Origin of the sequence: Halomonas sp. NPDC076908 (assembly GCF_050269715.1) — a bacterium.
GTDB lineage: Bacteria > Pseudomonadota > Gammaproteobacteria > Pseudomonadales > Halomonadaceae > Vreelandella.
In genome coordinates this window covers 34,814-46,981 of the sequence record NZ_JBNNIW010000033.1, presented here as the reverse complement: position 1 = coordinate 46,981, position 12,168 = coordinate 34,814, and the positions used below count along the sequence as shown (strand labels likewise).

The following is a 12,168-nucleotide window of genomic DNA, read 5'->3' as shown; positions in this document are numbered from 1 at the left end:
GATGGCAGGAAGCAGTACAAGGTCTCGCCGGAGTTATTGAGACCTCTCCGGGACGTGAAGTAGGTCAACTACGTCTTGGAATGAACGCTTACTTCGTAACGACGAATTGGAAGGCATTGCCGAGCCGCGTTATTTGAACCTGTAGCCCTTTTAACCTGCTTTAAGGCAACCCACCACGACCAGCACTGCGGCCATGGGCAGGCGCCAGTCCAGCACGCTCATGCCCGCCAGTACGAGTAGTAGCGCGGCCAGGATAGGAACGCCATACGCTAAGCTGCCTACTAGGCTTGCATGCCCCCAGCGCAGTGCTTTATCCCACGCCACCATGGCCACTCCGTAAGGGCCTAAGCCCAGCGCAATCCCTGCTAGCAGGGCTTCACCGCTGGGTAATGGGAGAGGGCCTTCAAGTAGCAGGCTGGCTGCTACTGCAATGGCGCACGCGATGAGCAGCAACCTGGGCAGTAGCCGAGTTAATGCCACGGGTGCCACCTGACCTAACCATGAGTAGAGTGCCCAGCAGCAGGCCGCCATGAGCGCTAACCCATAACCTATGGTAGCTCCCCCCAGGCCTCCACTGATTGGTTGTGGCACAAGCAGTAGCGCCGCGCCTGAAAATGCAATCAGCGCGCCTAATACACCGCTTAACCGCAAGCGTCCGAAACGGCTCCATTGGCTAAGTAGTACAAACAAGACTGGCCAAGTGTAAGTGATCAGGGCTGCTTCAGCGGCCGGTGCTAAACGCATTCCAATAAAGTAGGTGCTAACAGCGCCAAAAATGAGCAGCGGTATGCCCACCCAAATGCTGAACTGCCATGCTGCCCCGCAGGCCGCTACATTGGCACGACGGCTGAGCGGTAATGTCGCCAGTGCACCCGCTAACAGAGTGACGGCCGTTAGTTGTAGTGGCGGTGTGGTGCGGGCAAATTCGGCTAATAGCGGAGCCGCGCTCCATAACATCACGGCCACTAACGCCGCGCCAACACTGTACCAACGTGGCAATAAGGCGGGGGAGTGAACGGGATGCATAGCTGATCTCCTTGATTAGTGCATATGCGGGGCAGCATACTCACTAACAAAGCATCACAATATCGATCTTTATTGATCAATTGTATCAAGGTTGGTGATATGCGAGCCCCTACGTTAGACCTAACACTGCTGCGTACGCTGGTTGCGATTGCAGATACAGGCAGTGTGACCGCCGCCGCAAAACGCTTGGCTTACACCCAATCCACCGTGAGCATGCAGTTACAACGGTTAGAAGCTCAGTTAGCGCTTAGCTTACACGAGCGGGAGGGGAGGCGAATCCGCTTTACCTCAGAAGGAGAGCGCTTACTAAGCCATGCGCGCCGGCTGTTAGCGTTAAATGATGACGCATGGAGCGACATGCAGGCGCGTCAAGTAACGGGGGATCTCACGCTAGGTATTCCCGAAGATTACGCCTCCCTTTTGCCCTCAGTGTTTGCTTATTTTCATCAGCTTTATCCCGCCGTTGGCTTGAAGGTGATTTGTGGTACCAGCGTGCATTTAGTTGACCAAGTAAAAGCCAAGGAGTTAGATATTGCGTTGGTCACCCGCCAGCGTAACTCGCCCGGGGGCGATGTAATTCGCCGTGAGCAGTTGATTTGGGCGGTGGGAGTTAATCATCAGCCGCTACTGAGCGACCCGCTACCACTGGCGCTTTACTCACCAGGCGCGGATGTATTTCGTGAAGTGGCAGAGCAAGCGCTGCAAGCCGCCGGGCGCAGTTGGCGTGTGGCCTATACTAGCCAATCCATGGCTGGGTTGGCGCCTATTGTGACCGCAGGATTAGCGGTGGTGGTAGTTACACGCAGTATGCTGACGCCTGCGCTAAGGCCTTTAGATGAAAGCAGTGGCTTACCTGCGCTGCCTATGATTGAACTAGCGCTGCACCGTGCACCTCACCGTCCTTCTGAGCCTGCACGGCGACTGGGAGAATTAATACGCGAGCAGCTAGCAGCCTCATCAGAAGCGCTATAAGGTAGAGGTTATTGATCCTTAAGAGGACAATAATGCCGATAGTGGCTATTCAGCCGTTCGCGCACGATGTTTTAATCAGCGAAAGGGGAAGTTACTGACTAGAATGAAGAACAAATCAATAAGCTTAGGGAGCAATAAATGCACGAATTAGATCATTATATCTACCCGCATCGCATACTTCACTGGTTAGTCGCAGGTGCGGTGTTGCTCTCTTTAGCCAGCGGTTTAACGCTCGGCTTTCTGGGCTTTGAGCGTACCCTGGAACTGTTAGGCAATACGCTGACGAACCTGCTCTACACCAGCCATAAAACGCTCGGCGTAGTGATACTACTGTTAATGACGCTGCGCATTATTACCCGTTTGGCCTTTGTTGTACCTGACCATGAGCCGCCATTAAATGCATTTGAGCGAATTGTTAGCACCAGCGTTCACCATCTGCTCTATCTGGCGCTGGTGGCTATGCCTTTGATAGGGTGGGCCGCGACGGCCAGCGGTGGCTTCCCTGTCGAATTCTTCCATTGGTATCTACCAGGCTTGATTGGCGAACATCCTGAGCTTTCCGAGCAGCTATTCATGTGGCATGAACGGCTTGGCTGGGTCATCTTAGGGTTGGTGGTACTGCATGTGGCGGGCGCGCTTTTCCACTGGAAAATTAAGCGCGATAATGTGATGAAGCGTATGAGCTTATTTGATTGAGGGCCTGATTGAGTGGTTTGATTAACTACCTTGATGGAGCAGCGAAGGATGGTAGGCAACAGGGAGCGACAACGTTATGGGGCTGCAAATCGCCTTTGTTATTGGATTGGCGGCCATTCATCTCTATGCAGGTAAACTACAGCGCTTGAATGCTTTACCCCGCAGTGCCTGGCTCTCTTTTGCAGGTGGCGTCTCTGTTGGCTATGTGTTTATCCATATTTTCCCAGCGCTGAGTGATGCTCACCAAACCATAGAAGAGCATGGGCCGCTGGTTTATCTGGAACACAATGCCTATATTGCGGCGCTGCTTGGGCTAGGCGTATTTTATGGCTTGGAGCAAGTTGCCAAACAGCATACCCGCCGCGATCGCCCACAAACGGTAGCTTCACCGCAGCGCTTAAAGGGCGTTTTTTGGATCCATATCGCCTCATTCTCACTGTATAACGCGCTGATTGGCTATCTGTTGGTTTACCGAGACAATCAGCTCCCAGAGGTCGCGTTTTTCTTCTTGGCAATGGGCTTTCATTTCTTGGTTAATGACCACGGCTTGGCTCAGCACCACCGACACAGCTACTTGGCACAAGGCCGCTGGGTGTTAGCCGCTGCGGTAGTGATAGGCTGGTTGGTGGGTAATACTTTTGAAGTGACGGAAGCGGTTATCGGTTTACTGTATGCCTTTGTCGCAGGAGGGCTGGTCTTAAATGTATTAAAAGAGGAGTTGCCTGAAGACCGCCATAGCCGCTTCTGGCCATTCGCTGCGGGTGCGGCCACCTGTGCTGCGCTGTTGTCATTCTCTTAATGAAAAGTGTTATGGAGCGCCGCGCTGCGCGCAGTTGTCGTAGAAGGCGATGGTCGCGGGCCAATCACTGAACACCCCGATAACGCCCGCATCATTTACCAGGGCGTCCAGGGTGATTAATTTGTCGCCGTCACGCTGAATAACATCCTCCGTTGTACTGTGATACCACTGACCACCATCCGCTAATGGCCCTGAACGCTCAAGTGTCCAAGCGATCATGCTAAGCCCTGCTTCACGGGCGCGCTGCGCATAAAGTGATGGCTGTAGGCGTTTCTCTTGATCATCATTACCGAAATTCGGGTTAGCTTCTAGCAGCATCCAAGTGGGAGGCGCAATAATCTGAACGCCGCTGTCTGCCAGTGACTGCATACTTGGCTGCCAAGTATCGGGGTTCGTGTGATCAAAGGATTCATCGCTATAGCGGCCATCCAGATACACGGCTTGCTGGCCAAATTCCGGCTCGTTTTCTATCCAGTAAAGCACATCCTCCAAATTGAACGACTGTGGGTAAACATCGCCTGGGCGAACGCCTGCCGCTTTATACTCATCCAGCATCTTTTGAGCATATGCCTGCTGCGTGAATCCCTGCTCGGTATGGCCTGTAAACGGCATATCGACCTCAGGCACTTTTAGTTCAGGGGTCATCTGCACACCTAACTGTTTAAACAGTGCAATGCTATCGGCATGGCTCATCAGTGTGCCGCGTGAGGCGTAAAGCTCGGTTCGCCACGCGGGGGTGCCTGCCAGATACTCTTGCAAGTGGGTGGCGTCAGTATTCACGCCCTCCATGGCGCCTTGCAGGCTGCGAAACTCAGCCAGCGTAATGTCGCTTGTGCAGCAGCTAATATCGGCTGCATTGGTGAGTTCGCCGCTGGTTTCATCAAAGGCGGGTGGCACACTGCATTTCTCAGCAAGCTCAGTTTCGACAATATTGGTGGTGAAATGTAAGTCACACTGAGAGTGGCGACAGACAAGCTCTTCGTCGGCGGTGAAGGCAACATCGCACTCCATAATTCCAGCGCCGCCTTGAGCGGCCGCAATGTAAGACTCAAGGGTATGCTCTGGGAACTGTAACGGTGCACCACGGTGGCCAATGGCAATGGGAGAGCGCTGCCACTGAGTTTGCTCGGCAGCACAGGCCAATAAAGAGTCTTTTAAAGCGCGTTCGTGATCGTTCTCCGCACTCATATCATTGACCAAGAATAGTGGGCGCGGCCCTAAAGTTACCTGTTGTGCGGCACTCACCAGAGCGTCATCCCAGGATTGTGAGCTAGTCGTTGCTTGAGCATTAGACGCTTCTTGTGCGTAGGCGGCATGGGCAGCCAGTAGGCCACCTGCTATTAGCAGGGTAAATAAGGAGGCTGATGACGTCATTTATAAAGTTCTCTGTACCGACAGATGCATAATTTGAGTGTAGACGTGTTAGTAGCCACTTCAATCTTTATATAAATGACCTGCTCTTCAAATGATGGTGTTTAAATCAAGATTATTAAAGGTAAATGAAAATCACTTCTTTATTGACTTAGCGCTTCAGTCCGTCACAATTTGCCGCTTATATCGCCATGGTGGAAGTCAATAATGGAGCTGCTGCGCTTAGTATTTCGTCACTATCGCTGGCCTTTTTTAGGTGCGATTGGCCTGAGTCTATTGAGTGCTGGGTTAGGGGTAGGCGTGATTGCGTTTATCAATCAGTGCCTGATAGAAGTAGGTAGCCTGACTGCGCTGCCGCAATTTCTAGGCCTGTTAGCGGTACTTCTCGCGGTTACCTTAGCCACCCAGCTGGCACTGACCGTCCTTGGTCATCACTTTGTGTTTGATCTTCGTTCACGGCTGGTGAAGCGGATTCTTGATACTGATATTGAGCGTTTAGAGCAATTGGGCAATGCGACATTGCTCGCCAGTCTGTCCAGTGATGTGCGTAATATCACTATCGGTTTTGTGCGCCTGCCGGAATTGATTCAAGGGGTAGTACTAACGCTTGCCTCGGTCGCTTACTTGGCGTGGCTCTCACCACAAATGGTGGTGATCACCGTGCTGTGGATCGCGTTTACCATGGGCGTGGGCTGGTGGTTGGTCTCTAAGGTATATCGCCATTTTCACCTCGTGCGTGAAAGCGAAGACAGTCTGTATAAAGATTTCCAGGCGGCCATTGAAGGGCGCAAAGAGCTGGCATTGAACCGCGACCGTGCACGGCGTTTTTTTGATGAACGCTACACCGCCAATGCGCGGGACTATCGTCACCATATCATCCGTGCTGACACCTACCATTTAAGCGCCAATAACTGGTCAAACATTATGATGTTAGGTGCCATCGGCGTGGTGTTCTTTCTTTCCAACGGGCTTGGCTGGGCGAACACTACGGTGGCCTCCACGTTTGCGTTGACGCTGCTGTTTCTGCGTACGCCGCTGATACAAGCGGTGGGCGCATGGCCAACGCTAATTAGTGCTCAGGTCGCTTTCGATAAGTTGAGCAGCCTGGAATTGGCCGAGTACCAGCCAAGCTTCGCGGTTGACGATACGCTGGCCGATTGGCGGCACCTTGAGCTGGTCGATGTCAGCTATCACTACCCAAACACTGCCCAAGGCGAAGGCTTCCAGGTGGGGCCACTTAATTTGACGCTTGAGCGCGGTGAGCAGGTGTTTTTGATTGGCGGCAACGGCAGCGGTAAATCGACGCTGGCAAGGCTGCTTTCCGGGTTGTACCGCCCCCAAAGTGGCACCATCAAGATTGATGGGCAAGTGATAACTGCCGACCAATGGGATGCATTCCGCGCTCGCTTTGCCAGTGTGTTTACCGATTTTCATCAGTTCGATCAAACCATGGGCCCTGAAGGGCTTCCCGCTGACCCGCAGCTCGTTGAAACCTGGCTTGAGCGACTGCAGATGCAGCACAAACTGCAGTGGGAAGGTGATCGGGTGATTAACACGCAGCTTTCACAAGGTCAACGCAAGCGCCTAGCACTGCTGCTGGCGATTGCCGAAAAGCGCGATATCTTATTGCTGGACGAATGGGCGGCAGATCAGGATCCGCAGTTCCGGCGGCTGTTCTACCGCGAGCTGTTACCCTATCTTAAGGCGATGGGTAAAACCGTGTTTGCCATCAGTCATGATGATAGCTATTTCGTGCATGCTGATCGTTTATTAGAGATGTCGAAAGGACAGCTAACAGAGCTAAAAGGCGAGCAGCGGGCGCGAGCAAGTGAAGATGCAGTGGCACAGATTAATAGCTAAACAGCGTTTATCAGGCGGTTTGCTTGGCGCGCTTGCGCGCCTCAAGGTCGCAGCCTTCCAGTGGGCAGGTCCCGCAAGTATCAAATTCATCTAACAGATAGCGCAGGCAGCACAGCTTGCGCACCCGCTTTACCTCTTCACTGCCCTTAGGCGTAAAGTAGCGCACCGGCTGAAACAGTGGGTTGCGCTTGCCGTTGGGTAGCGTAGGTGTTGCTAGCAGCGCCTTAGCTGCGTCGAGCGCCGCGTCATTAACAAGCGGATGCTCGGCGAGAGCATTGACATAATAATCCAGGTAACCCCCCGCATTGCTCCAGAATACCCGCTGCGCGGCACCCGAGATTTCCGCCAACTGTTCAATCAACGGTGCCCAGTGCTGCTCAATCAAGCTGGCAAAGCGCTCAAACGGCGCTTGGGTGGTGAGCGCGGTGCCTTCGTGGGGTAGCCAAAGCCGGGAAGTCGCGCCTTTTTCATTAAAGATAACCTGCACATTATCCAAGCCTACCGGCAGGTCGCGATTGAGCAGCAGGTTAGCGGCCAATGCAGGCACAGTGAGGGCGCTGAAGTGCCATTTAGACCAAATCGATATGATGGCGCGTTGGTCGCCGCCGGGATACTGTTCAGCGAAACGGGCGAGATCTTTTTGCAACCAACTAGCATTACGCCAGCGTGCCGCTTTAAACGCCTGCAACGGCGGTGTGCCGCCAATTAAAGGCGGCGTAAAGTTAGCCAATGACCCCGTGTAGCAGGTGGCCAATGAGGGCTCGAATATTTGCGGCTGACGCAGGGCAAGGGGCATTGCAGAACTCCAACACAGGGCGCTGGGGAAGTAATCTTTTGTCAGGTTAAACGATAATGCATATCAATTGAAGTAATTTGTTGAGAATGAATACGTTTTAAACAGGGTGACTACGTTTTAAACAGAAAGCGCGCGTTAAGCATTATTGGGCAAAGGCGATATTGTGCTCACCGTTAGGGTGTTTCATGACCTGCATGGGGAGGCCATAAATAGCTTCCAGGGTGCTATCACACATCATATCCCCAGGCGTGCCATGGGCCAGTAAGCGGCCGCTGTGTAGCGCCATTAGTTCATCACAGTAGCGGGATGCCATATTGATATCGTGCAGCACAATGATCACCCCGAGATTGAGTTCATCGCAAAGCTTACGGATCAGCGCCAGTACTTCCATCTGGTGGGCGATATCCAGCGCCGCCAGCGGCTCATCGAGTAGCAGAAAACGGCTACCCTGAGCGAGCAGCATGGCAAGCCATACCCGCTGGCGCTCGCCGCCTGAGAGCGTGTCGACTAAGCGGTCAGCAAACGCCTCGGTATGGGTGAGCGCTATGGCACGCTCCACAGCATCTTTATCTTTTTGCGTGTGGCGGCCTAGTAGCCCGTGCCATGGGTATCGGCCAAAGCCTATTAGTTCGCGGCCAGTCAGGTTCTCGGCGCTGGGCAAATGCTGCGGCAAGTAAGCGACTTGACGAGCAAACTCACGATTTCCCCAATCACTTAGCGGGCGCTGGTCAAAGTGGATCACACCTTGGTTTACCGGCTGCTGCTGGGCCATCAACTTGATCAACGTCGACTTTCCCGAGCCGTTATGGCCAATCAGGCCGTAAACCTTGCCTTCTTGAAAGGTATGCTCAATGGGCTGCAAAAGTGGCTTACCATTGATTTCAAAGGTGGCACCTTTGACCTCGAACATGACTGACTCCTGGCGATAGGAAGCGTTAAGGCGCTTATTCTAGTGCTAATGGTTATCATTTGTAACCTTGCGGGCCCAATAATCAGCTATCTCCCACATAGCTACCCCCCGTTATACGTGTAAACACGTCATCTTTGAGCCAAAACCGATGAATCAGCGCCATCACGATGTGGCCGATTACTAACGCCAACAGTAGCCACGAGAGTGGGCTGTGCAGAGCGCCTGCAGGGGCCATCATCCAGGCTATTTCGCGCTCCATTGCGGGGATTAACTCAATGCTGTAAAAGTGAATTGCACCGCCACGGCCATATTGGCGCAGCAGGGCAAAAGCAGGTAGCCAAAGTAGCAGCCCATAGAGCGTTATATGGGAGAGACGCGCCAATCGGCCATAGGGCGCTTGTGAGCTTGGTGGTCGCTGCTTTCGGTTAATCCATAACCAGCCAAGGCGAGCCAACGTAACTAGTAAAATCAGAATACCTAATGACCCGTGGGGCCCAATCCTTGCCAGCAGTAGCGTGATGGTGTTTTCACCCATGGCGCGCCAAGCCAATACAACAATAAATTGAAACGCTACCAATACCGCGGTCAGCCAGTGCAGCGCTCGGCTTACTCTTCCATAATGGCTAGGGGTATCTCGCCAATTAACCATTGGCCTTGCCCTGGCGCCAGTAGCCCATGCTGGTCACGTACTGTTTGGGTAGCCCACACTCGTTAACCAAGTAGCGCCGTAGCTTCATGGCAACCTTGGTTTCAGCGGCGATCCAGGCGTAGAAGGGCGCGCTGTCGTCCACGGCAGCTGATTCCCAAAGCGGTTCCTCGCCATCCTCACTATCATCCGTAACAGTCGACGGTTTTCCGCCCAAGGCGATAATTTCTTGCTGCAAATCGATATCGCCTAGTGCTCTCCTTAGCAGTTCGCCGTGTTGGCAGCCGGGCTCTGTATCGCGCGCCAGCCAGCGTAGTTTTGCGGCCTGGGGGAGCGGCTGTACATCATCACTGCGGGGCACTTCAAACAGGGCTTCCACCTTTGGCTTTAGCGGAAGGTCAGCAAGGGTTTCCAGAATACCCGCGGCAGCAGGTAGGGCAGTTTCATCGGCGATGATTAAAATCCGGCGTACCCCCTTTGGCGGTTTCCACTCGTAGCCTAGTGTTGGCCCTGCTGCGTTGGCCACGGGTGCTGTCATGGCCAGTCGGTCGCCTGGCCTGGCACGCATTGCCCAGCGCGATGCGGGGCCAGTGTCTCCGTGAAGAACAAATTCCACGTCTACCTCGGCCTGTTCTGGGCGAAGGGCGCGGATCGTATAAGAACGCGCAGAGGGGCGCTGGGCATCCGGGAGTGCGCGATAGGCGCTGTACCAGTCATGCTCCTCCAGTTTGGCAATAGCAAATAGTGGATCAAGAGTGCCGCCAGCATCGGGGAAAAACAGCTTAATGCGCTGATCGGGAGCATAGGTCGCCATTTGGCTGACGTTAGGGCCACTGAAGGTAAATTTAACTAATGAGGCACTAACCTGGGTGCGTCTAGCGAGCGTGATATCAAAGAGTTGGTAGCTGGGTTTAGCCGCCATTGCATTATCTCCGCTAACAAAGATGCCAATTGTAGTGCTAATCGTTATCATTTAGAATCGTTGTCAATAATTTAATCTTTAACGTTCTGCAAATATTAAGGCTAAAAAATGACGCTGCTGCCTATCACGCCACCCGTGACGACATGCTCGGCTATTACGCAAGGTTATTTGCCATGCTAGGGGGGCAGCGCATAGGGGGAATGTCCCCAGCGAAAGCGTGCCTATTGCTTAGCCTGCCGATGGTGGTGCTATTTTGGGTGGGGCTACAGGAACAGGGTGGGTTTTCGCTAGGTTTGCAGGCGTTGATAGCGCCCTCTTTTGAGAACGTTGACGAACTGCTGCTCTATTTCACTTGGTGGCCACGCCTTTCGATTGCGCTATTAGCCGGGGGTGGCTTAGGGCTGGCGGGTGTATTGATGCAGCAAGTGTTGCGCAACCCATTGGCCTCGCCCACCACCCTGGGAGTAGCGTCGGGCGCTAATCTAGCACTGATGACCGCCACGTTATTGGCTCCGGGGTTACTCATTGTAGGGCGCGAGTGGGTCGCTTTGCTGGGTGGCGCGCTGGCGGTGGGGTTAGTTTTCCTACTTTCCTGGCGGCGTGGCTTGGCGCCTATTGTAGTGGTGCTGGCGGGGCTGGTGGTGAACCTGTATTTGGGCGCGCTATCCACCGCATTGTTGCTGTTTAACCATGAAGCGCTCTCGGGGCTGCTTATTTGGGGCGCGGGATCATTAGCGCAAAACGGCTGGGATGGCGTTGCGGTGCTCTGGCCACGGCTGGCAATCAGCTGTGTTGCAGCATGGTTTCTACTGCGCCCGCTGGCGGTGCTGGAACTTGATGACGCCAGCGCCAAAAGCTTAGGCGTGTCGCTCGCTTATCTACGCTTTGCGGGGATGGGGCTGGCGGTGTTTATTACCGGTAGCGTTGTTAGCGTGGTGGGTATTATCGGTTTTATCGGCCTTGCCGCACCCAATATTGTACGTATGGCGGGCGCTCGACGGCTAGGCCCTCGGCTGCTTTGGTCGACGCTGCTAGGGGCGGTGCTGCTGGCCACCACAGACCTGTTGCTGCAGCAGTTCTCGGGCATGGCCGCGGCCTTTATTCCTACCGGAGCGATTACCGGTGCCCTGGGTGCACCGCTATTAATGTGGCTGATTCCGCGCTTGAAGTTGCAGGGTGACCGACCGCCCAAAGGCGTGTCTGTTTTTGCTTATCGTCATCCCGCTCCTTCCCGCTTAGCCACTGGTTTACTGTTAGCGCTACTGGCAGCGACGCTGCTGGGGCTGTTGTTTGGTCAGGGCGTAGATGGCTGGTATTGGCTGGCGCCCAATAACTGGGGCGTCATGCAGTGGCGTTTACCCAGGGTAATGGCAGCAGCGGCAAGTGGGCTGATGCTGGCAATTGCGGGCACGATTCTTCAGCGCCTTTCTGCCAACCCCATGGCTAGCCCCGAAGTACTGGGTATCAGTGGTGGCTGTGCTATTGCGCTGATATTGGGCATTTTCCTCCTACCCGCCCCACTAACATGATGCTGATTGGCGTAGGCACACTAGGTGCTTTCGCGACGCTGCTAGTTCTTGTTGGTATTAACCGCAAGAGCGGTTTTTTGCCCGAACGCTTACTGCTTACCGGGGTGGCGATTAGTGCGCTGTTTGACGCCGTACGCAGCGTGATGCTGGCGGGCGGCGACCCCCGTGGCCAGCAAGTCATCGCCTGGCTGGCGGGCTCTACCTATTATGTGGATGTCACCAATGCGGTGGTGGTGGGGGGAATTGCCGCGATACTGGCGCTGGTCACGCTACCCTTTACCCGCTGGCTGGATATTCTGCCCTTGGGTGCACCAACCGCTAAAGCGCTTGGGGTAACGCTCAATCGTGCCCGCCTAGCACTGCTGTTGCTGGTGGCACTGCTCACTGCCTGCGCCACTCTAGTGGTGGGGCCGCTTTCTTTTATTGGCCTGCTGGCACCGCATATGGCACGGCTGGTTGGCTTCTCGCGCGCGGGGCAGCATCTGCTAGGAGCGGCGTTGATCGGCATGCTGTTGATGGTGCTGGCGGATTGGGTCGGTCGTCAGATTATCTTTCCCTATGAGATACCCGCGGGTTTGGTCGCCTCCCTGATTGGTGGTGCTTACTTTATGTGGGGGCTACGGCGCCTATAAGCTTTTATA

The 12,168-nt window shown here is 54.3% G+C and carries 10 protein-coding genes and 1 pseudogene; 5 read left to right on the top strand and 6 right to left on the bottom strand.

What is annotated here, in order from left to right; genetic code table 11:
• Positions 1-150: 150 nt before the first annotated feature.
• Positions 151-1,026: a DMT family transporter gene (locus ACQKE4_RS16515; protein ID WP_427389414.1), complete on the bottom strand. Its 876-nt coding sequence runs from the start codon at positions 1,024-1,026 to the stop codon at positions 151-153.
• A 99-nt stretch (positions 1,027-1,125) separates the two neighbouring features.
• On the opposite strand from ACQKE4_RS16515, the gene ACQKE4_RS16510 reads away from it, so the two are divergent.
• From ACQKE4_RS16510 to ACQKE4_RS16500, 3 genes are all read left to right on the top strand, one after another.
• Positions 1,126-1,998: a LysR substrate-binding domain-containing protein gene (locus tag ACQKE4_RS16510; protein WP_427389413.1), complete on the top strand. Its 873-nt coding sequence runs from the start codon at positions 1,126-1,128 to the stop codon at positions 1,996-1,998.
• A gap of 138 nt (positions 1,999-2,136) precedes the next feature.
• Positions 2,137-2,694: a cytochrome b gene (locus ACQKE4_RS16505; protein ID WP_427389412.1), complete on the top strand. Its 558-nt coding sequence runs from the start codon at positions 2,137-2,139 to the stop codon at positions 2,692-2,694.
• Positions 2,695-2,770: 76 nt separating this feature from the next.
• Positions 2,771-3,493, top strand: a complete 723-nt coding sequence (locus ACQKE4_RS16500) for a hypothetical protein (RefSeq protein WP_427389411.1) — start codon at positions 2,771-2,773, stop codon at positions 3,491-3,493.
• A 9-nt stretch (positions 3,494-3,502) separates the two neighbouring features.
• Here the strand turns inward: ACQKE4_RS16500 and ACQKE4_RS16495 are convergent, their stop codons facing one another.
• Positions 3,503-4,867, bottom strand: a complete 1,365-nt coding sequence (locus ACQKE4_RS16495; protein WP_427389410.1) for a glycerophosphodiester phosphodiesterase family protein — start codon at positions 4,865-4,867, stop codon at positions 3,503-3,505.
• A 204-nt stretch (positions 4,868-5,071) separates the two neighbouring features.
• Between ACQKE4_RS16495 and ACQKE4_RS16490 the strand changes: the two genes are divergently transcribed.
• Entirely contained in the window at positions 5,072-6,724 is a 1,653-nt protein-coding gene (locus ACQKE4_RS16490; protein WP_427389409.1) for a multidrug ABC transporter permease/ATP-binding protein, read from the top strand.
• A 10-nt stretch (positions 6,725-6,734) separates the two neighbouring features.
• Here the strand turns inward: ACQKE4_RS16490 and fhuF are convergent, their stop codons facing one another.
• From fhuF to ACQKE4_RS16470, 4 genes are all read right to left on the bottom strand, one after another.
• Positions 6,735-7,520, bottom strand: a complete 786-nt coding sequence (fhuF, locus tag ACQKE4_RS16485) for a siderophore-iron reductase FhuF (RefSeq protein ID WP_427389408.1) — start codon at positions 7,518-7,520, stop codon at positions 6,735-6,737.
• Positions 7,521-7,662: 142 nt separating this feature from the next.
• A complete protein-coding gene (locus tag ACQKE4_RS16480) occupies positions 7,663-8,430 on the bottom strand; it encodes an ATP-binding cassette domain-containing protein (protein ID WP_427389407.1) in 768 nt (255 codons plus the stop codon).
• Positions 8,431-8,512: 82 nt separating this feature from the next.
• On the bottom strand, positions 8,513-9,079 hold the full coding sequence (locus tag ACQKE4_RS16475; protein WP_427389406.1) for a cytochrome b: 567 nt from the start codon (positions 9,077-9,079) through the stop codon (positions 8,513-8,515).
• Complete coding sequence (locus ACQKE4_RS16470; protein WP_427389405.1) at positions 9,072-9,998, bottom strand: siderophore-interacting protein; 927 nt, start codon at positions 9,996-9,998, stop codon at positions 9,072-9,074. Before ACQKE4_RS16470 ends, ACQKE4_RS16475 begins: the two co-directional genes overlap by 8 nt.
• 173 nt (positions 9,999-10,171) lie before the next feature.
• Between ACQKE4_RS16470 and fhuB the strand changes: the two are divergent.
• Positions 10,172-12,159, top strand: a pseudogene (fhuB, locus tag ACQKE4_RS16465) (Fe(3+)-hydroxamate ABC transporter permease FhuB).
• The last annotated feature ends 9 nt before the right edge of the window (positions 12,160-12,168 follow it).

Bases quoted from the DNA above. Each gene is read 5' to 3' on its own strand.
- ACQKE4_RS16515 (WP_427389414.1), bottom strand. From the start codon at position 1,026: ATGCATCCCGTTCACTCCCCCGCCTTATTGCCACGTTGGTACAGTGTT.
- ACQKE4_RS16510 (WP_427389413.1), top strand. From the start codon at position 1,126: ATGCGAGCCCCTACGTTAGACCTAACACTGCTGCGTACGCTGGTTGCG.
- ACQKE4_RS16505 (WP_427389412.1), top strand. From the start codon at position 2,137: ATGCACGAATTAGATCATTATATCTACCCGCATCGCATACTTCACTGG.
- ACQKE4_RS16500 (WP_427389411.1), top strand. From the start codon at position 2,771: ATGGGGCTGCAAATCGCCTTTGTTATTGGATTGGCGGCCATTCATCTC.
- ACQKE4_RS16495 (WP_427389410.1), bottom strand. From the start codon at position 4,867: ATGACGTCATCAGCCTCCTTATTTACCCTGCTAATAGCAGGTGGCCTA.
- ACQKE4_RS16490 (WP_427389409.1), top strand. From the start codon at position 5,072: ATGGAGCTGCTGCGCTTAGTATTTCGTCACTATCGCTGGCCTTTTTTA.
- fhuF (WP_427389408.1), bottom strand. From the start codon at position 7,520: ATGCCCCTTGCCCTGCGTCAGCCGCAAATATTCGAGCCCTCATTGGCC.
- ACQKE4_RS16480 (WP_427389407.1), bottom strand. From the start codon at position 8,430: ATGTTCGAGGTCAAAGGTGCCACCTTTGAAATCAATGGTAAGCCACTT.
- ACQKE4_RS16475 (WP_427389406.1), bottom strand. From the start codon at position 9,079: ATGGTTAATTGGCGAGATACCCCTAGCCATTATGGAAGAGTAAGCCGA.
- ACQKE4_RS16470 (WP_427389405.1), bottom strand. From the start codon at position 9,998: ATGGCGGCTAAACCCAGCTACCAACTCTTTGATATCACGCTCGCTAGA.